At 63.6% G+C, this 19,143-nt stretch carries 20 protein-coding genes, 3 tRNA genes and 1 pseudogene; all 24 read left to right on the top strand.

Annotation, left to right across the window (positions count from 1 at the left end; genetic code table 11):
- Nucleotides 1-15: 15 nt before the first annotated feature.
- The 24 genes and pseudogenes from APAU_RS06950 to yihA all read left to right on the top strand — a co-directional run bounded on the left by APAU_RS06950 (nucleotide 16) and on the right by yihA (nucleotide 19,110).
- A tRNA-Lys gene (locus tag APAU_RS06950) sits at nucleotides 16-91 on the top strand.
- A 31-nt stretch (nucleotides 92-122) separates the two neighbouring features.
- Nucleotides 123-207, top strand: a tRNA-Leu gene (locus APAU_RS06955).
- A gap of 80 nt (nucleotides 208-287) precedes the next feature.
- Nucleotides 288-1,100, top strand: a complete 813-nt coding sequence (locus APAU_RS06960; protein ID WP_006301006.1) for an acetoacetate decarboxylase family protein — start codon at nucleotides 288-290, stop codon at nucleotides 1,098-1,100.
- Between the two features lie 7 nt (nucleotides 1,101-1,107).
- Nucleotides 1,108-1,494: a holo-ACP synthase gene (locus APAU_RS06965; protein ID WP_006301007.1), complete on the top strand. Its 387-nt coding sequence runs from the start codon at nucleotides 1,108-1,110 to the stop codon at nucleotides 1,492-1,494.
- On the top strand, nucleotides 1,478-3,022 hold the full coding sequence (locus APAU_RS06970; RefSeq protein ID WP_006301008.1) for a bifunctional ADP-dependent NAD(P)H-hydrate dehydratase/NAD(P)H-hydrate epimerase: 1,545 nt from the start codon (nucleotides 1,478-1,480) through the stop codon (nucleotides 3,020-3,022). Before APAU_RS06965 ends, APAU_RS06970 begins: the two co-directional genes overlap by 17 nt.
- Nucleotides 3,015-3,248, top strand: a complete 234-nt coding sequence (locus APAU_RS06975; RefSeq protein ID WP_006301009.1) for a hypothetical protein — start codon at nucleotides 3,015-3,017, stop codon at nucleotides 3,246-3,248. Before APAU_RS06970 ends, APAU_RS06975 begins: the two co-directional genes overlap by 8 nt.
- On the top strand, nucleotides 3,245-3,766 hold the full coding sequence (tsaE, locus tag APAU_RS06980; protein ID WP_006301010.1) for a tRNA (adenosine(37)-N6)-threonylcarbamoyltransferase complex ATPase subunit type 1 TsaE: 522 nt from the start codon (nucleotides 3,245-3,247) through the stop codon (nucleotides 3,764-3,766). Before APAU_RS06975 ends, tsaE begins: the two co-directional genes overlap by 4 nt.
- Nucleotides 3,763-4,431 (top strand): tRNA (adenosine(37)-N6)-threonylcarbamoyltransferase complex dimerization subunit type 1 TsaB, encoded by a 669-nt coding sequence (tsaB, locus tag APAU_RS12585; RefSeq protein ID WP_006301011.1) that lies wholly within the window; start codon nucleotides 3,763-3,765, stop codon nucleotides 4,429-4,431. Before tsaE ends, tsaB begins: the two co-directional genes overlap by 4 nt.
- Before the next feature lie 155 nt (nucleotides 4,432-4,586).
- Nucleotides 4,587-4,907, top strand: coding sequence for a (2Fe-2S)-binding protein (locus APAU_RS06990; protein ID WP_040344970.1), 321 nt, complete (start codon nucleotides 4,587-4,589; stop codon nucleotides 4,905-4,907).
- A 14-nt stretch (nucleotides 4,908-4,921) separates the two neighbouring features.
- A pseudogene (locus APAU_RS06995) lies at nucleotides 4,922-6,017 on the top strand (NAD(P)/FAD-dependent oxidoreductase).
- A 1-nt stretch (nucleotide 6,018) separates the two neighbouring features.
- On the top strand, nucleotides 6,019-6,528 hold the full coding sequence (locus APAU_RS07000; RefSeq protein ID WP_006299802.1) for a 4Fe-4S dicluster domain-containing protein: 510 nt from the start codon (nucleotides 6,019-6,021) through the stop codon (nucleotides 6,526-6,528).
- A 1-nt stretch (nucleotide 6,529) separates the two neighbouring features.
- Nucleotides 6,530-6,856 (top strand): (2Fe-2S)-binding protein, encoded by a 327-nt coding sequence (locus APAU_RS07005; RefSeq protein ID WP_006301012.1) that lies wholly within the window; start codon nucleotides 6,530-6,532, stop codon nucleotides 6,854-6,856.
- Nucleotides 6,856-8,004 carry an NAD(P)/FAD-dependent oxidoreductase gene (locus APAU_RS07010; protein ID WP_006301013.1) on the top strand — a complete coding sequence of 383 codons (1,149 nt, stop codon included), beginning with the start codon at nucleotides 6,856-6,858 and terminating at the stop codon, nucleotides 8,002-8,004. Before APAU_RS07005 ends, APAU_RS07010 begins: the two co-directional genes overlap by 1 nt.
- Before the next feature lie 226 nt (nucleotides 8,005-8,230).
- The gene (locus APAU_RS07015; protein WP_006301014.1) at nucleotides 8,231-8,440 is read left to right on the top strand and encodes a 4Fe-4S dicluster domain-containing protein; all 210 of its coding nucleotides are present in this window, start codon (nucleotides 8,231-8,233) and stop codon (nucleotides 8,438-8,440) included.
- Complete coding sequence (locus tag APAU_RS07020; protein WP_006301015.1) at nucleotides 8,433-9,560, top strand: 2-oxoacid:acceptor oxidoreductase subunit alpha; 1,128 nt, start codon at nucleotides 8,433-8,435, stop codon at nucleotides 9,558-9,560. The genes APAU_RS07015 and APAU_RS07020 overlap by 8 nt, the downstream gene beginning before the upstream one ends.
- A gap of 2 nt (nucleotides 9,561-9,562) precedes the next feature.
- Nucleotides 9,563-10,378: a 2-oxoacid:ferredoxin oxidoreductase subunit beta gene (locus APAU_RS07025; RefSeq protein ID WP_006301016.1), complete on the top strand. Its 816-nt coding sequence runs from the start codon at nucleotides 9,563-9,565 to the stop codon at nucleotides 10,376-10,378.
- A 7-nt stretch (nucleotides 10,379-10,385) separates the two neighbouring features.
- On the top strand, nucleotides 10,386-10,943 hold the full coding sequence (locus APAU_RS07030; RefSeq protein WP_006301017.1) for a 2-oxoacid:acceptor oxidoreductase family protein: 558 nt from the start codon (nucleotides 10,386-10,388) through the stop codon (nucleotides 10,941-10,943).
- A 61-nt stretch (nucleotides 10,944-11,004) separates the two neighbouring features.
- Entirely contained in the window at nucleotides 11,005-12,381 is a 1,377-nt protein-coding gene (gene rlmD / locus APAU_RS07035) for a 23S rRNA (uracil(1939)-C(5))-methyltransferase RlmD (RefSeq protein ID WP_006301018.1), read from the top strand.
- A 155-nt stretch (nucleotides 12,382-12,536) separates the two neighbouring features.
- A tRNA-Val gene (locus APAU_RS07040) sits at nucleotides 12,537-12,611 on the top strand.
- 113 nt (nucleotides 12,612-12,724) lie between these two features.
- Entirely contained in the window at nucleotides 12,725-14,101 is a 1,377-nt protein-coding gene (gene tig, locus APAU_RS07045; protein ID WP_006301019.1) for a trigger factor, read from the top strand.
- Nucleotides 14,094-14,699 carry an ATP-dependent Clp endopeptidase proteolytic subunit ClpP gene (clpP, locus tag APAU_RS07050; protein WP_006301020.1) on the top strand — a complete coding sequence of 202 codons (606 nt, stop codon included), beginning with the start codon at nucleotides 14,094-14,096 and terminating at the stop codon, nucleotides 14,697-14,699. The genes tig and clpP overlap by 8 nt, the downstream gene beginning before the upstream one ends.
- A 135-nt stretch (nucleotides 14,700-14,834) precedes the next feature.
- Complete coding sequence (gene clpX / locus APAU_RS07055; RefSeq protein ID WP_006301021.1) at nucleotides 14,835-16,121, top strand: ATP-dependent Clp protease ATP-binding subunit ClpX; 1,287 nt, start codon at nucleotides 14,835-14,837, stop codon at nucleotides 16,119-16,121.
- Nucleotides 16,121-18,487 (top strand): endopeptidase La, encoded by a 2,367-nt coding sequence (gene lon / locus APAU_RS07060; protein WP_006301022.1) that lies wholly within the window; start codon nucleotides 16,121-16,123, stop codon nucleotides 18,485-18,487. Before clpX ends, lon begins: the two co-directional genes overlap by 1 nt.
- The gene (gene yihA / locus APAU_RS07065) at nucleotides 18,484-19,110 is read left to right on the top strand and encodes a ribosome biogenesis GTP-binding protein YihA/YsxC (protein ID WP_006301023.1); all 627 of its coding nucleotides are present in this window, start codon (nucleotides 18,484-18,486) and stop codon (nucleotides 19,108-19,110) included. The genes lon and yihA overlap by 4 nt, the downstream gene beginning before the upstream one ends.
- The last annotated feature ends 33 nt before the right edge of the window (nucleotides 19,111-19,143 follow it).

Consider the following 19,143-nt stretch of genomic DNA (forward strand, 5'->3'; position numbering starts at 1 on the left):
TTGTTGTTTCCGTGTGGACCGTTAGCTCAACTGGCAGAGCACCTGACTCTTAATCAGGGGGTTACAGGTTCGATTCCTGTACGGTCCACCATTTCCTTTTTCTTTCCTTCCTGTACTTCCATGCGAGAGTGGTGGAACTGGTAGACACGCGGGACTTAGGATCCCGTGCCCCGTGGCGTGGGGGTTCGATTCCCCCCTCTCGCACCATGGGATCGTTTTGTTTTGCCCCTCCTTCCCTTGCCCCCTTGCGGTATGATGGTTTCACAACCAAACAAGGAGGCAACCTCATGCGACCGCCTTTGAAGGGCTACTGCTATCCTCTCACCCCCTCCGGAACCTCCTCCCTCGTGGGTCCCCCTCCTTGGCATTATGCCACGGAGTACCTGAACCTGCTCTTTCGTGCCGACCCGGACAAGGTGGCTCCCTTCCTGCCCGAACCCCTGGAACCGGGCCCCGATCCCGGCCTCGGATACGTGGCCTTCAGCCAGTGGTGGTCCCTCTGGCAGGACCGGCCAGACCTCGCGGCAACCCATCCCGAACGGACCCAATACCGGGAAGCCGCCGTCTGGGTCGGCTGCTCCTATCGGGGAAGGCCGGGGCAGATCTGCCTGTTCATCTGGGTGGACAACGATTTCAGCCTGGCCCGGGGTTGGTTCATGGGCTTCCCCAAACGACTGGGAGCCATCGAGTTCAGCGAGTACCATCCCCTGAACTCCCTGATGCCCCCCCTCGAATCGGGAACGGTCCTTCGAGGGGCCGCCCTTGCCCACGGGGAGCGGCTTATGGAGGGGACCCTGACGCTCCGGGATCGGATCAGCCCCCAGGAACTTCCCTTCCCCCTGGCCCGTCCGCTCTTCCACATCCGCCATTTTCCCAGCATCGAAGCGGGGGCCCCTCCCTCGGTGCTGGAGCTGGTGGAACTGGGAGCGGAGAACGTCCGTTTCGGCGAGGAGGTCTGGAGAGGGGAGGGAACCCTCCGGCTCTTCCCGTCGGACCTGGAGGAGCATACCGCCCTGGGGAAACTGGAGGTCCTGGAAGGATACCACTACCACAGCGGCTACACCTTTCCCGGCGGGAAGGTGCTGCACCGTTGGAGCTGACGGCTCCATGATCCTGGGAATCGGCCTGGATCTCTGCTCCATTGCCCGGATGAAACGGGCAATCCAGAATCCGGGCTTTCAGGTGCGCGTCTTCTCGGAAGAGGAAATCCAGTACGCCCGGAAACACCCTCGACCGGAGGTTCCCTTTGCGGCGGCCTTCGCGGCGAAGGAGGCCTTCGCCAAGGCGGGGGGGTGGGGGCTTGCTTCCGTGGGGCTCCAGGGGGTATCGGTCACCCGCACCCCCCGTGGGCCTCGACTTGTCTTGGACCCCCCGAACCTCGAACGCCTCCGGGAACGAGGAGCGAGCATCGGCCTCGTCTCCCTGACCCACGAGGGGGAATACGCGGCGGCGGTGGTCCTTCTGGAGGGAAACAACCATGCTCAGGACCTATGACCCTTCTCTTGTCCGGGAAGCGGACCGCATCGCCCTGGAAGAGTACCGTTTCCCCGGAGCCCTGCTCATGGAAAATGCAGGCGCCGGGGCGGCTCGTCATCTTCTGGAACGCTATCCCGGTGCCCGCTCCGTCGCCGTCCTCTGCGGAAGGGGCAACAACGGGGGCGATGGCTTCGTGGTGGCTCGACACCTGGGAGCTGCGGGACGGGAGGTGAAGGTCTACCTGTCCTGCCCCCCCGAACACCTCACGGGAGACGCAAAGGATGCCTTCGCACGATACTGCCGTTTCTTTCCGGAACCCATCCCGTCCGTGACCCTCTCGGACGAGGAACTGCGCGTCACCTTGAAGGCCCAGGACCTGTTGGTGGACGCCCTCCTGGGCACGGGCGGCGGGGGAGAGCTGCGGGGGGAAATCCTTCGCCTCGTCCGGGCAGCGAAGGGACTGCATCCCCTGGTCTCCCTGGACGTTCCCACGGGGGTGGATGGGACTTCGGGGGCCACCGGGCAGGATGCCTGTACCGCCGAGGAGACGTTGACCTTCCTGATCCCCAAGCCGGGGCTCTACCTCCCCCCCGGCTATCAACACTGCGGAGAGATCCGCATCCAAGACCTGGGCGTCCCCGCCGATCGCCTCCTGCCTCCCCAGTGCTCCTGCTCCGTCTTCGGGCGGGAGGATCTGCTAGGGTGGCTTCCTCCCGTCCCCCCGGACCTTCACAAGGGAGCACGGGGACTCGTGACGATTCTGGGCGGTTCCGCACGCTACGGCGGCGCCCCCTTCCTTGCCTGCTTGGGAGCCCTGCGCGCGGGAGCCGGGTGGGTTGCCGTCGCGGCGCCGGAGGAAGGCTGCCACACCTACGGCTCCCTCGTCCCGGAAGCCCTCCTGGTGGGCGGCACAACCGACGCGAAGGGCTCCCTCACCCCGGAGATCCTGACCGGTCCCCTGGAGGAATACCTCTCCCGGAGCGGTTCCCTCGTGATCGGCCCCGGCCTGGGAAGGGACGAAGGAGCTTTGCCCCTCCTCTCAACGCTGCTGTCGAAATGGGAGGGACCGACGATTCTGGACGCCGACGCCCTTCGCCTCCTTCCCCTTCTGCCCGACCCCCTCCCCCCCTGCCCGAACCGTTGGATCACCCCCCACGAAGGGGAAGCGGCGTTCCTCCTGGAAGAAACGCCCCACTGGGTGAGGGAACACAGGAGGGAGGCGGCGGAACGCCTTTTCCTCCGGTACGGCCCGGTGGTCCTGAAGGGAGAGCGAACCCTGGTGCGATCCCAAGAAGGTCTGTTCCTCCTGCAGGGGGGGAGTCCGGGCCTCTCCGTCTCCGGCTCGGGAGACGTGCTTTCCGGTATCCTGGGTGCCCTCCTGGCCCGCCCCATCCCCGCGCACCAGGCAGTGCTCCTGGGGGTCCTCCTTCACGGGATCGCCGGGGAAACCCTTTCCCACACCCGAGGAGCAGAAGGCATTCTGGCCCGGGAGATCGCGGAGGCCATCCCCCTCCTGATGCGCAGACAAGAGGAAGACCATGCGTAGACGTCCCCGCATCGACTGGGAGGAGGAGGCAAAGAAATCCCGCCAAAGCAGGATCCGAGGGCTTCGGTTCACCCTCCTTGGGTTTCTTGCCGCCCTCGTGGCCCTCGTGGGCGCCAAGGCGCGAAACCCCCAGCTTCCCCTTCGCTCCCCCCTGATGGTCCTGGGGGCTCTGGTCGTGGGCACCCTGCTGATGATCGCCCTTCTGGCGAGGCAGGATCGTTCATGATCCCACATCCCACCTGTCTTTCCCTTGATTCAGCGGAGGAAACCACACGGCTTGGAGAGGCTTTGGCCGCAGCGCTGTTCCCGGGCCTCCTCGTCTGCCTGCGGGGAAACCTCGGGGCAGGAAAGAGCACCTTGGCGCAGGGCATCGGCAGGGGACTTGGCCTCCGCCGGATGGCCAGCCCCAGTTTTGTCCTTCTGCGGGAGTATCCCACGTCTCCGCCTCTCGTACACGGAGATCTCTACCGTCTGCAGGAAGAGGAAATCCCGTCGCTTCATCTGGATGAATATTTAAGCCAGGGGTACGTGGTCCTTCTGGAATGGGCAGAACGCTTTCAGGCAACGGTTTTTCCCGATCGCTGGGATCTGTGCCTGGAAACGCCTTTCCTGGACGATCCCGACCAGCCTTTTGACCGGAGGATCCTTCGGGCATGGGGACACTCTGCCGCCAGCCTTTCCTCCCTGGAAAGGGGGATCCATCGCTTCACAAGTCAGGAACAGGAAAGGAAAGGACAACGATGAATCTAACCCTGGGTATGGACACCTCCTGCGGCAACACCGTCTTGGGACTGGCGGAGGGGGGACGCCCCATCTTCGAAGGACAGTACGACCTGGGGAGAACCCAGGCTGCCCAGCTGCCTCGTTTGGTCCGCCAGATCCTCCAGACCTTCCAGCGCCCTCTGGAGAGCCTGGAGACTCTGGCGGTTACCGTGGGCCCCGGAGCCTACACGGGACTTCGCATCGGGGTCGCGTATGGGACGGCCCTGGCGGATGCCCTGGGCATTCGCGTCGTCCCTCTGTGCACCCTGGAAGTGCTGGCCGAGGAAATCCCCTTTCCCGACACCACCGTCGCCTCCTTCCTGAAGGCGCGGAAGGGACATCTCTACGGGGCCCTTTACCGCAGAGAGGACAAGTGCCTTTCCATTCTGACCCCACCGCGGTTCGTTTCTGAACAAGAGTTCCTGGAAACCCTGAAAGATCTTCCTCCCGGGTTTCTCGTAGGCCCCCACCTGGAGGACGAAATTTTTGCACGCAATTTTTCTTGGAGGCATCTTCGACGAACCTGCCCACGAGGGTCTCTCCTCGCCCTTCGGGGAGAGGAGGCGGCACCAAGGGCTCTGAACCCTTCCGAAGTCCGGATCGACTATCTGAGGGAACCGGATTTCGGGCCAAAGGGTTGTTTTTAACGGGCGGGGAGAGTATTATATGTTTTATACAGCATTCTTATCGTTAGTTTCGTATCGATCTGTTCTGGGTACTTTTGTTTAGGAGGTGGGGCGACGCAGGGTTGCGGCTTCGGGGGTACCTATCTGTTCTCATCTGCAAGGAGGGATACAAAGGAATGCACCTGATCGACGAACATCCGATCTTGGAGTACCGCCACGGGCAGCGGGTGAAGTTTTCGTTTGACGGCCGGGAGATGGAGGGGTACGAAGGGGAGCCCATCGCCATGGCCCTTCACGCCAACGGAGTGCGGATCTACCGGGAGACGCCGGAGATGAAGCGTCCTCGTGGGTTCTTCTGCGCCATCGGGAAGTGCAGCAGCTGTTTCATGGTGGTGGACGGGGTTCCGAACGTGCGGACCTGCGTGACCCCCCTGACGGCGGGGATGAACGTCCAGACCCAGCGGGGCAAGGGCACCGTGGCCCTGGAAGAAGCCTAGGGGGGCAGGGGAGAATGAAGACCACCGACATCCTGGTCATCGGCGGCGGGGCCGCAGGGCTTTCCGCCGCAGCGGAGGCGGCCTCCGCGGGCGCGAAGGTCACCATCCTGGAAAGCGACCTCCAGCTGGGAGGCCAGCTTATCAAGCAGACCCACAAGTTCTTCGGGAGCAAGGACGAGTACGCCGGCACCCGGGGCTACAAGATCGCGGACATCCTCCTGGAGGAGATCCGGTCGGCGGGGGATCGGGTGGAAGTGCACACCAACACCACCGTCACGGGGTACTACCGGGAAGACGGCACCATCACCGCCATGCGGGGAGAAGAGGAGTACTTCCGGGTCCAGGCCAAGAAGGTCGTGGTGGCCACGGGGGCCCAGGAACGCCTCATCCCCTTCCCCAACAACGACCTTCCCGGGGTATACGGCGCGGGAGCCGTGCAGACCCTCATGAACGTCTACGGCGTCCTGCCGGGCAAGCGGGTCCTCATGGTGGGGGCGGGGAACATCGGCCTCATCGTCAGCTACCAGCTCATGCAGGCGGGAGTGGACGTGGTGGCGGTGGTGGAAGCCATGCCCAAGATCGGCGGCTACTGGGTGCACGCCGCCAAGATCCGCCGCCTGGGGGTTCCCCATCTACCTCCAGCACAGCATCAAGGAAGCCTACGGTAAGGACGTCATCGAAGGGGCCACCATCCAGGAAGTGGACAACACCTGCAGCGGCATCGGGAACGAAAAGCGCATCGACTGCGACATCATCTGCATGGCCGTGGGCCTGTCGCCCACCACGGAACTCTGCTGGCAGGCGGGATGCGCCATGCAGTACGTCCCCCAGCTTTGCGGATACGTCCCCAAGCGGGACCGGACCATGCGGACCAGCCACCCGGACCTGTGGATCGCCGGAGACGCCTCGGGGATCGAAGAAGCCAGTGCGGCCATGGTGGAAGGTCGCATCGCGGGCCTGAACGCCGCCGCGAGCCTGGGCCTTCCCGTGAAGGCGGAGGGCATGAAGGAATACTGGCAGCGCCTGGACCACCTCCGGGCGGGAGAAGTGGGAGAGAAGATCCGCTCCGGCATCGGCCAGGTACTCGTGGACACCTGGGAGGGCAAATGACATGACGGACAACGAAAAACTCTTCAACAGCGGCGTCCTCACCGACACCCGCCCCGGGGCGGTGCTGCCCCCGCAGGACCTCTGGGAGACCAAGAAGAACGGCCTGGTGGTCATCGAATGCCCCCAGCGGATCCCCTGCAACCCCTGTCACACCAGCTGCCCCACAGGGGCGGTGGTCCCCTTCGAGGACATCAACGACGTGCCTCGGATCGACTACGCCAAGTGCACCGGCTGCGGCATGTGCGTGGCCAAGTGCCCGGGGCTGGCGTGCTTCGTGGTGGACCTCACCTGGGGAGGCCCGGACCAGGCCCTCATGAAGCTCCCCCACGAAATGCTTCCCCGCCCGGAGAAGGGGCAGAAGGTGCACTGCCTGGACCGGACCGGCGCCACGGTGTGCGAAAGCACCGTGGAGGCGGTGACGGAACCGTGGAAGGACCGGACCCTGGTGGTGCACGTGGGCGTTCCGAAAGACCAGATCGGCCAAGTCCGCGCCGTAAGGGTGGTGAAGTAGCATGAGCCAGGTCATCCAGAAGGGCCCGGTGTGCGACAACGAAGAGGTCAAGCAGAAGCAGCGGGACATCGTCATCTGCCGCTGCGAGGAGATCACCCTGGGGGAGATCCAGGACTGGATCGCCAAGGGTTACGACACCTTCGACGAACTGAAGCGGGTGCTCCGGGTGGGCATGGGCCCGTGCCAGGGCCGAGGCTGCCAGGACATCATCCTCCGGGAGGTGGCCCGCATGACCGGACGTCCCGTGGCTCAGGTCCCCTCCGGCACCGTCCGGCCACCCGTCAAACCCATCAAGCTCGGCATCCTCGCCGCGGGAGGGAAAGACTGATGGAGTGGAAGAACACGGCGGACGTGGTGGTCATCGGCGGCGGCGTGCAGGGCGTCGCCACAGCTTACAATCTCGCCAAGCTCGGGGTGAAGAACGTCGTCCTCCTGGAGAAGAACACCGTGTGCTCCGGCTCCACGGGGCGCTGCGGCGCAGGCATCCGGGCCCAGTGGGGCACGGAGATGAACTGCCGTCTCGGACTGGCCTGCCTGGACATCTTTGAGCAGCTGGACGACGAACTGGGCATGAGCGTGGGTCTCAACCAGTGCGGCTACCTCATGGTGGCCTACCGGGACAGCGAGTTCGAGACCCTCAAGAAGAGCATGGTGCTCCAGAACAGCCTGGGCATCAAGACCAAGGTGGTCTCCAAGGAGGAGGCGCTCGCCATCTGTCCCGGCCTTTCCGCCGACGACGCGGTGGGCTTCACCTACCACGATCGGGACGGGCACGCGGACCCCTTCCTCACCACCTTCGCCTACCAGGAGGCTGCCAAGCGCCTGGGGGTCACCATCCACAAGTTCACGGAAGTTACGGGTATCCAGGTGGAGAACGGCCAGGTGGTGGGCGTCAAGACCAACCGGGGCGACATCTCCACCCGGGCGGTGATGAACTGCGCCGGGGCCTACGCTCAGTTCATCTCCGAGATGGCGGGGGTGAAGATCCCCAACTTCTCGGAGCGCCACGAAATCATCATCACCGAGCCCGTGGAGTTCGGGGTCTGCCCTCCCATGCTCATGAGCTTTTCGGGAAACTACTACATCCAGCAGAGGCCCCACGGTTCTATCATCGGCGGCTGCAGCCCCGAGGGGCATCCGGAGGATTTTGAGAACAAAAGCAGCGCCGATTTCCTCCAGCACATGTCCAAAACCTTCGTGAAACTGCTTCCCCGCACCAAGGGCATCCGGGTGGTGCGTCAGTGGGCGGGACTCTACGACATGACCCCGGACCGTCAGCCCGAAATGGGGGAAACCGACGTGAAGGGGTTCTACCTCTCCACGGGCTACTCCGGGCACGGGTTCATGTTCGGCCCCATCAGTGGCAAGCTGATGGCGGAACTCTACACCAAGGGGACCACCTCCATCGACATCTCCATGCTGGACTACCATCGCTTCGAGCGAGGCGAGCTGATCAACGAACCTGCGGTGGTCTGATCCGCTTCGGGAACCCAATCGGGTGAAACGTGCAGAGGTGGGAGGCATAGCCTCCCACCTCTGCTTGTGCGGCTCTTGTGATACGGTTTATTCATAATGTTCAATTCGATTCAACATATAGAATACGATTGTGACTTGCCCCACCTTGTCCGCGCTGGCATAATCGAAACCGTGTGAACCCAGGGAAGGTTTCGCGGATGAACTGTAGGGAAGGAAGGTGGATTCTTTGGCGAAGAAGTTTTCCGTGCTCATCAACAAAAAGTGGTGCAAGGGCTGCGGCCTCTGCATCGCCATCTGTCCCAAGAAGGTGCTTGAGCTGGATTCCAAGGTCAAGTGCGAAGCCGTCCGGACGGATGACTGCATCGGCTGCCGTCAGTGCGAGAACATCTGTCCCGATTTTGCCGTCACCGTGAAGGAGCGTGAGGAAGATGCCTAAGGTGGATTTCTGGCAGGGCAACAAGGCCATTGCCATGGGCGGCATCGCGGCGGGGTGCCGTTTCTTTGGGGGATACCCCATCACCCCCTCCACGGAGATCGCGGAGGTCATGGCGGAGGAGCTCCCCCGTCTGGGTGGCAAGTTCATCCAGATGGAGGATGAAATTGCCGGCATTGCCGCAACCATCGGTGCCTCCCTTACCGGAGCCAAGGCCATGACGGCCACATCGGGCCCCGGGTTCTCCCTGAAGCAGGAGCACCTGGGCTACGCCTACATCGCCGAGATTCCCCTGGTGGCGGTGGACATCATGCGGGGTGGCCCTTCCACCGGTCTTCCCACCAAGGTGTCCCAAGCGGACGTGATGCAGGCTCGCTGGGGAACCCACGGAGACCACGGCACCATTGCCTACGCTCCGTCCTCCATCCAGGAGAGCTTCGAACTCACCGTGAAGGCCTTCAACATGGCGGAACGATTCCGTCAGCCCGTGCTCATCATGTCCGACGAGATCATCGGACACATGCGGGAGAAGATCGTCATTCCCGACAGCGTGGAGACGGTGGACCGGAAACGTCCCACCGTGGCTCCGGACAAGTTCGTCCCTTACCTGGCGGATCCTTCCGACGACGTGCCCCCCATGGCCGCTTTCGGAGATGGGTATCGCTGGCATGTGACGGGCCTGACCAGCAACGACTGGGGCTTCCCCACGAACAACACCGAGGAGATCGACAAGAAGGCCCAGCGGATCATCCGCAAGGTCGACCGCTTCCGCAACGACATTGTGGAGTACCAAGAAGAGGGAACGGAGGACGCGGAGGTCCTGGTGGTCTCCTACGGCTGCGTGAGTCGCTCCGCCCTTCGGGCGGTGCGGGAACTCCGCGCCAAGGGGATGAAAGTGGGACACCTTCGCCCCGTCACCCTGTGGCCCTTCCCGGACGTGGAGATCGAAGCTCTCGCCTCCAAGGTCAAGCGTATCCTGGTACCGGAGCTCAACGCAGGGCAGATGGTCCTTGAGGTGGAGCGCGCGGTCCACGGGAAGGCGGAAGTGATCTCCAAACCCCTCATCAACGGGGAACTGTTCAAGCCGGCCCAGCTCATGGCCGCCATTGAGGAGGTGGCGTAACCATGCCTCGCGAAGACGTGATGCCCTGGCTCCGTACTCAGTTCATGCCCCATATCTGGTGCCCCGGCTGCGGCCACGGCATCATCATGCACGCCATCATCCGCACCCTGGCGGCACTGAAGAAGAACCCCGAGGAGACGGTGATCTCTTCCGGGATCGGCTGCTCCAGCCGGATGCCGGGCTATATCAACGCCTGCACCCTTCACACCACCCATGGTCGGTCCCTGGGCTTCGCCACGGGAGTCAAGCTGGCCAAGCCGGAACTCACCATCGTCAACGTCATGGGTGACGGGGACTGTTCTGCCATCGGCGGAAACCACTTCATCCACGCCTGCCGCCGCAACATCGACATCACCGCCGTGGTGATGAACAACAACATCTACGGCATGACGGGCGGCCAGGCTTCCCCCACTACCCCGCAGGGCGCCTTTGCCTCCACCACCCCCTACGGGGCCATCGATCCCCCCTTCGACCTCTGCAACCTGGCCATCGGCGCAGGAGCGACCTTCGTGGCCCGAGCCACCATCGCCCAGCCCCAGCTCTGCGAAACCCTGATCCGAAAGGGCATTGAGAACAAGGGCTTCTCGGTGGTGGAGATCGTGACCCACTGCCACACCCAGTTCGGCCGCAAGAACAAGCGCAGCCGGCCCATCGACAACTTCAACTTCTTCAAGGACAACAGCGTCATGAAGGCCAAGGCCGACACCATGAGCGCCGAGGAGCTGAAGGGCAAGATCGTCATCGGAGAGCTGATGCACCGGGAGGGGGAGGAATACACCCACCGCTACCAGCAGCTCATCGAGCGGGTAAGGGGGTAGCTTCGCCATGAGTGAGCGTTTCGAGATTCGTCTCGCCGGTTCCGGCGGACAGGGCGTCATCCTCGCGGCGGTGATCCTCGGAGAGGCCGCCGCTCTCATGGAGGAGGGTCTCCACGCGGTGCAGAGCCAGGCCTATGGTCCCGAGGCCCGGGGCGGCGCCTCCAAGTCCGAGGTGGTCATCTCCCGTGGGGAGATCGACTACCCCAAGGCCACGTCCCCCAGCCTGCAGGTGATCCTCACCCAGAAGGCCTGCGATGAGTACTCCCACGATACCCAGAAGGGTGCCATGGTGCTGCTGGACGATTTCTTCGTCACGGAGCCTCCGAAGCTGGATGCGGAGATTTTCCTTCTTCCCATCGTCCGGACTGCCCGGGAGGAACTGGGGAGGGAAATCGTCACCAACATGGTGGCCCTGGGAGCGGCAGCTCGCGCCCTGGAGCTGAAGGGCATGATGAAGCCCGAGTCCGTCAAGAAGGCCATCCTGAACCGGGTCCCCAAGGGAACCGAGGAACTGAACACCAAGGCCTTCGAAGCGGGCTACCGCATGATGAAGGACAAGAAGTAAGACAGGAGAAGACTGGCGGGGGAGGGCGCGACTCGGCGCTCCTCCCCCGCCTTCGCATTCCATGATGAACCGTGGAGACATCCTCAGGCTCCGCATCGATACCCTGAACAGCGAAGGGGAAGGCATCGCCCGGGAAGAGGGCGGTTCCTTCGTGGTCTTCGTGCCCGGCGCGCTGCCCGGAGAAACCGTGGACGGGCGGATCCTCCTCCGTAAGGCCCGCTATGCCCGAGCCCAGATCCTCCAGGTCCTGTCCCCTTCTCCCGACCGCAGCACCCCCTCCTGTCCCCTGGCGTCCCGCTGCGGCGGCTGCCAGCTTCAGCACGCCTCTTACCCCTTCCAGCTTCGCGCCAAGGAGGAAGCTCTCCGGGACGCCCTCCGACGGCTCGGAGGACTGGACGACTCCGCCGTTGAGCCCTGCGTACCCTCCCCCCGAGTTCTGGGCTACCGCAACAAGGTCGTGCTTCCGGTCCGTTGGACTCCCGAAGGCGGCTCCGCCCTCGGGTTCTATCAACGGCGGTCTCACCAGGTCGTCCCCCTCGTCTCCGGTTGCCCGGTTCTGGAGGAACGGCTCCATTCCCTCCTGAGCCTTGCCCTCCCCTTTTTGAAGGACCCGATTCTTCAGCCCTATCGGGAAGGGACTCGCCCCTCCGGATTCCTGCGCGAGGTGGTGGCCCGCTGCGGCTCCCGAACCGGCGAATCGGCCCTGTGCCTGGTGGTGCGTCGCACGCCGGAGCGAAGAGAGGAGACGTTCCTGAAGGCGCTTCACCACCACCTGAGCGAGACGCTGCCTGGTTTTCGAGGAACGGCGCTGCACATCGCCCCCCAGCCGGGGAACTTCATCTGGTCCGGCACGACGCGACCTTTCCTGGGAGCCACGGACCTCCATGAATCCCTTGGACCCTACCGCATCCGCTTCGAGGTTTCCTCCTTCTTTCAGGTCAACAGCCTCCAGGCGGAGCTCCTCTACGAGGACGTGCTGGAAAGCCTGGGGGAGGAAGCGCAAGGGCACCTCCTCGAACTCTACAGCGGGGTAGGAAGCCTTTCCCTCTTTCTGGCCTCCCGGGCCCGCTCCGTCCAGGCAGTGGAGGAGTGGCTTCCCGCCACCGAGTCCCTGCAAGCAAACGCCGCAGCCCACGGTCTGGAACAGCGTCTATCGGTCCTTTCGGGCAAGGCGGAGGACGTCCTGGAAAAGCTGGCCAGAGACTCCTTTGACGGCGTGGTGCTGGATCCTCCCCGTGGGGGATGCCATCCCAAGGTGTTGGAGCGCATCCTGGACCTAGACCCCAAGAAGGTGGTCTACGTCTCCTGCAACCCCGCCACCCTGGCCAGGGACCTTCGCATCCTGGTGGACGGGGGATTTCGGATCCGGTCCCTTCGCCCCTTCGACCTGTTCCCCCAGACGGCCCACGTGGAGACGCGAGCCCTCCTGACCCACTGAGCAACCCAGCAGTTTTCCCCCCTCCGGGGTGATGAGCCCCCTGCTTTGCTGCGCTTCCAGGTTGATTCTCCTTCCGCACGGGGCATTCTTTGAGATACCCATTCCCCCGGCCTCGGTTGACAAACCCCTCCAGGACCGGTAAAATCCCTGCCGTTGGGTGGTTAGTTCAGGGGCAGAACGCTTCCTTGACGCGGAAGAGGTCAGAGGTTCAATTCCTCTACCACCCACCATTGGACATGCGAGCGCCCTACGGGGCGCTCTTTTCATATCTTCCTGTGCTATACTACCGTCTGTTCTTCCGTGGTTCGTCAGGAAGGGATCGTGCCGAAAGGGGTTGTGGTCAGTGAAATCCGAGATTCTGTCCCAGGACCGAAACATCCTCGTCATCAAGTCCGAGGTGGAGGCCGATTCCTTCGCCAAGGCAGTGTCCGACGCTGCGCGGGATCTTTCCCGCAAGGCCAATCTGAAAGGGTTTCGCAAAGGCCACGTACCCCGAAAGACCCTGGAGCTTTTCTTCGGCAAGGAAACCCTGTACCAAGAAGCTCTGGAGCGCCTGCTTCCCCGGGTGGTGGACGAGCTCCTCCAGGAATACGACCTGGTCCTCATCGACGAACCCAAGATCCAGATGGGGACCGTAGAAGAAGGAAAACCGCTGGATGTGGAGTTCACCTTCGAGGTTCGGCCGGAGGTAACCCTTCCTAACCCCGAGTCCCTCACCGCCACCCGGTCCCTGCACACCGTGGACGAGGACCTGGTGGACCAGCAGATCCAGAAGGTCCTGGAGATGAACGCGACCCTTCACCCCCTGGAGGAGCAGCGGACCGTCACGCCGGAGGACATCGTGGACCTGCGCTACAACTCCTACGTCCTCGAAGGGGAGAAGCAGGAATCCTTGGAGACGGACCAGAAGTCCCCGGTGGAGCTGCAGAACCCCTCCCTGCGCCGGGAGATCGCGGAAGCCCTGGCGGGCAAGAGCGTGGGGGAAACCTTCGACCTGGACCTCCCCGTGGATTCGGACTATCGGGACCCCCGCGTAGCGGGCAAGACGGTTCGGTATTCCATGACGGTGGAGGGGCTCCTGCAGCGGGTGGTTCCGGCCTTGGACGATGAAACCTCCCACAAACTGACCAAAGGGGAATGCCCCACCGTCGACGCCTTCCGCACCCGGGTTCGCCGGGACCTGGAGTCCGCTGCGGCAGACCATGCCACCGATTCCCTACGGGCTTCCGCCGTCAAGGCTCTGTGCGACGGAGCCCAGGTGGATCTGCCCGATTCGTTGGTGAAACGCCGCACCCAGGAACTTCGGAAGGATCAGGAGGAACGCATCAAGAAGGAAACGGGGCTGGAATGGCAGTCCTTCATCCAGCAGGCGGGGCTCGAGGAAACCCAGCTCCTGGCGGACCTGGAGGTCAAAGCTCGGGAGGACGTGAAGCGAAGCCTTGTCCTGGAGGCTTGGGCAGATCAGGAGAACATCCAGTGGACCCCCGAGGAGATGAACCTGGAGATCCAGGGGATGGCCAAGGCCATGGGGGTGGAGACGGACCGTCTGAAGTCCTTCATCCTCTCCAACCAGGAGCGCTTCGGGGAGATCGCTTCGAAGCTCCGCGGGCGAAAGGCCGTGGATTCCCTGGTCTCCAAGGTGAAGGTGGAGGACCGCCAGGTCAAGGAGGACTTCGCAGAAGCTCAGGTCACCCCGGCGGAGGAAGCCCCTCATGCGTGATGTTCCGGCATCCCGCGCCGCCCTGGTCCCCTATGTGGTGGAGCAGACGGGACGGGGGGAGAGAACCTACGACATCTACAGCCGTCTCCTGAAGGACCGCATCGTCTTCCTGGGGGAGGAGATCGAGGAGCACATGGCCAACCTGGTGGTGGCCCAGCTTCTCTTCCTGGAGAGCGAGGATCCGGAGAAGGACGTGTACCTGTACATCAACAGCCCCGGAGGGGTGGTCACGGCGGGCATGGCGATCTACGACACCATGCAGTACATCAAGTGCCCCGTGTCCACCATCTGCACGGGCCAGGCCGCGAGCATGGCTGCGGTCCTTCTGGCGGGAGGTGCCAAGGGCAAGCGCATCGCCCTTCCTCACGCGAGGATCATGATCCACCAGCCCCTTGGGGGAGCCCAGGGACAGGCGACGGACATCGAGATCCAGGCCAAGGAGATCCTGCGCCTCCGCGAGGTCCTCAACCAGATTCTGGTGGACCACACGGGGCAGCCCGTGGAACGGATCAAGGCGGACACGGACAGGGATTTCTTCATGTCCGCACCCGAGGCCGTAGCCTACGGCCTTGTAGACAAGGTCATCGACAAGCGCTGACCGACGGCCCCGGGACGAGACGAGAGCGGAGGGTGCCCCGTCAGGCCGGGACGCCCTCTCTTTTTGTTTGGGCCCTCATGGAGTAGAATGGCCGATGATTCCGCCGCCGGCAGGCGGGGAAACCGAGGTGGAGACATGTTTCAATACGAAAACGGTGATCGCGACGGAAAGCGACGCAGAGTTCGCTGTTCTTTTTGCGGGAAAGGTCAGGATGAGGTCGCCAAGCTCATCGCCGGTCCCGGGGTGTACATCTGCAACGAGTGCATCCATCTCTGCAACGTGATCCTCAAGGACGAGGCGGAGGGGCGGGAGAACCCCGCAGAGTCGGGCATCCCCGCCCTGGGCAAACTGCCCAAGCCCGAGGAGATCAAGGCTTTCCTCGACCAGTACGTCATCGGGCAGGAGCAGGCGAAGAAGGTCCTGTCCGTGGCGGTCTACAACCATTACCAGCGCATCAGCAGCCCCCAGGACGGGGACGAGGTGGAACTCCCCAAGAGCAACGTGCTCCTGGTGGGCCCCACGGGATGCGGCAAGACCCTCTTGGCCCAGAGCCTGGCGAAGCTGCTGAAGGTGCCCTTCGCCATCGCCGACGCCACCACCCTTACCGAGGCGGGATACGTGGGGGAGGACGTGGAGAACATCCTGGTCCGACTCCTCCAGGCGGCGGATTACGACCCCAAGACGGCGGAGCGGGGAATCATCTACATCGACGAGATCGACAAGATCTCCCGGAAATCCGAGTCTCCCTCCATCACCCGGGACGTCTCCGGGGAGGGAGTCCAGCAGGCCCTGTTGCGGATCCTGGAAGGTACCCTGTCCAACGTGCCGCCCAAGGGAGGGCGAAAGCATCCAAACCAGGATTTCATTCAGATGGACACGAGGAACATCCTCTTCATCTGCGGAGGCGCCTTCGATGGCCTTGAACCCATCATCGCCCGTCGTACCCGACGGAAGGTGATCGGCTTCGGGGGGGAACTCTCGTCGGGACAGGACGCGGAGGAGCGTAACGCCCTCTTCCGGGCCATCCAGCCGGAGGACCTCATGTCCTACGGCTTCATCCCCGAGTTCGTGGGCCGTCTGCCCGTGGTGGTGCCCCTGGACTCCCTGGACGAAAACGCCCTCACCCGCATCCTTCGGGAACCCAAGAATGCCCTTCTGCGGCAGTACCAGAAAGTCTTTTCCCTGGAGGGGGTGGAGCTGGAGTTCACCCTGGAGGCTGTTCGGGCCGTGGCTCGCCGGGCGCTGGAACGCAAGACCGGCGCGAGGGCCCTCCGTTCCATCCTGGAATCCACCATGCTGGAACTGATGTACGACCTTCCCTCCCAGGCCGCCCGGGTGGGCAAGGTGCGCATCGACGAAGACGTCATCCTGGGAACGGGAAGCCCGGTGTATCTTTCCAAGGACGACCAGGAGGTCGCTTGATGTCCCTCCTCCTGCCGGTGCTCCCTATCCGGGACATGGTGCTCTTTCCCGGGGTGATCGTCCCCCTCTTCGTGGGACGCCCCCGGTCCCTCAAGGCCATCGAGGAAGCGACGCTGCAGGACAAGAAGCTTTTCGTGGTCTCCCAGAGGGACGTGAGGGTGGACGATCCGGGACCGGAGGACCTCTACCGGGTGGGGACGCTCTGCCAGGTCCTTCAAGTGGTCCGCATCCCCGATGGGACCACGAAGGTTCTGGTGGAAGGCAACCTCCGCGCCCAGGCCTCGGACTACGACTTCCAAAGAGAGTTCGTGAGCGCCGAGGTAGACCCGCTGGAATACGAGGAGCCCTATTCCTCCGGGACGGAACCCCTGCGTCGCACCGTGCTGGAACAGTTCGAGCGGTACGTGAACCTACACCCCAAGATCCCTTCGGAGGTTCAGGTCTCCCTCGCGGGTGTGGAGGATCCCTTTCTGGCCGCAGACCTGGTGGCTTCCCACCTGCTGGTGCGCATCCAGGAAAAGCAGGCCCTTCTGGAGATCCTAGATCCGGAAAGGCGCTTGGAGGCAATCCTCAAGAGCCTTCTGCGGGAGAACGATCTTCTGGAGATGGAACACAGCATCCATGATCGGGTTCGACAGGAAATGGAGAAGGGTCACCGGGAGTACTACCTGAAGGAACAGCTCAAGGCCATCCAGGAGGAGCTGGGACAAGGGGAGGGCCCCGGGGAGATTGAGGAGTACCGCCATCGCATCTCCAAGGCCAAGATGCCCAAGGAAGTGGAGCGAAAGGCTCTTCACGAACTGGATCGTTTCTCCAAGATGCCTCCCATGTCCGCGGAGGCCACGGTGGTGCGGACCTACATCGACTGGCTCGCGGACCTTCCCTGGCAGCAGCAGTCCAAGGACCGTCTGGACGTGGAACTGGCCAGAACGGTCCTGGACGAGGATCACTACGGACTGGATGAGGTGAAGGGGCGCATCCTGGAGTTCCTTTCGGTGCGCAAGCTGGCGGGGAAGGAAATGCGGGGGCATGTGCTCTGTTTCGTGGGTCCCCCCGGCGTGGGAAAGACCTCCCTGGCCCGGTCCATCGCCCGGTCCCTGAACCGGCGCTTCGTCCACATGTCCCTGGGGGGTATCCGGGACGAGGCGGAGATTCGGGGACACCGGAGGACCTACGTGGGGGCACTCCCCGGACGCATCCTCCAGAAGATCCGCCAGGCGGGGACCCGGAACCCGGTGCTCCTCCTGGACGAAATCGACAAGGTGGGCAGCGACTTCCGAGGGGACCCCTCCGCGGCGTTGCTTGAGGTCCTGGACCCGGAGCAGAACCACGCCTTCACGGACCATTTCCTGGAAGTCCCCTTCGACCTTAGCCGGGTCATGTTTCTCACCACCGCCAACGTCACCCACTCCATCCCCCGGCCCCTGCTGGACCGCATGGAGGTGATCTCCATCCCCGGGTACGTGGCGGAGGAAAAGGTCCACATCGCCCGACGCCACCTACTGCCCAAGATCCTCCGGGAGAACGGCCTGGAGGATCTGGCCCCGCGCATCACCGATAGGGCACTGGAGAAGATCATCGGGGACTACACCCGAGAGGCGGGGGTGCGAAACCTGGATCGGCAGCTCTCCCGAATCGCCCGAAAGCTGGCGCGGCGGATCGTGGAGAACCAGGAGCGGAAGGAAACCCCTCCCGTCCGGGTCACCATCGGACCGCAGCAGCTGAAGACCTTTCTGGGAGCGCCCAAACTCCACGACACATGCCTTCCCCAGGAACCCCCCGTCGGAGCGGCGGTGGGACTTGCCTGGACCGAATCGGGGGGGGACGTGCTCCTCATCGAGGCGGTACACATGAAAGGCAAGGGACACGTCACCTTCACGGGGAATCTGGGAGAGATCATGCAGGAATCCGCCCAGGCCGCCTTGGGGTATCTGCGCGGGCACGCAGAGGAGCTGGGGTTGGGGGAGATCCGCTGGGACGAGACGGATCTGCACGTCCACGTCCCCGAAGGAGCCATTCCCAAGGACGGCCCCTCCGCCGGGGTGACCCTGGCCTTGGCCATGCTTTCCTCCCTCCTGGAAAGGCCTGTCCGCCCCGACGTGGCCCTCACCGGGGAGATCACCCTGAGGGGAGCGGTGCTCCCCGTGGGAGGCATCCGGGAGAAGTGCCTGGCCGCCAAGCGCCAGGGGATCCGGGAGGTGATCCTCCCTCAGGCGAACCGGGTGGACGTGGAGGAGATGGCCCCCTGGGCCAGAAAAGGCATGTCCTTCCATTTCGTCTCCCAGGCTCGGGAGGTCTTCCACCTGGGGCTGCTGGGTCCGGGCGCCTCACCCGCCGATCCGGCGGTGGAGGAGGAAGGGAAGTGAACCCCTGGAGGGGCGTCCTGCGGACCACAGCCTACGAGGCGCCCCAGATCCCTTCCCTCGCCCTGCCGGAGATCGTCATCGCAGGACGGTCCAACGTGGGCAAGTCAAGCCTCATCAACGCCCTTTTGGGCGCCAAGGTGGCCCACGTGAGCGGAACCCCCGGGAAGACCCGGAGCATCAACTTCTTTGACGTTTCGGCCACCCCCCCCTTCTGCCTGGTGGATCTGCCGGGTTACGGGTTCGCTGCAAGAAGCAGGAAGGAGCGAGGCTCCTGGGGAGTGGTCATCGAGCGCTACTTCGAGCTTCGTCGTGCCGTCCTGGCGGTGCAGCTGGTGGACTTTCGCCACGGGCTGCTGGGAAACGACCGTCAGTTGGAGTCCTTCTTCGAGGCCCTGAACCTTCCGGTCTGCGTGGTGTTCACGAAGGTGGACAAGATCGCCCCCACAAAACGGGCGGCGGTCCTGTCGGGATACCGAAGAGAGGGATTTCGTACCACCCTGGAACCGGTCCTGGTGTCCTCCCTGAGACGGGACGGTCTGGAAACCCTGCAGGAGACGATCCTGGGCTGGGTAGCCCGACAAGCCCCCTCGGAAGCGGAGGAATCGGCTCCTCGTCGTTGTTGAAGACAAGCAACCAGCCCCAAAGGAGGCCACGCC

It is taken from the genome of Aminomonas paucivorans DSM 12260, from assembly GCF_000165795.1.
Lineage (GTDB): Bacteria > Synergistota > Synergistia > Synergistales > Synergistaceae > Aminomonas > Aminomonas paucivorans.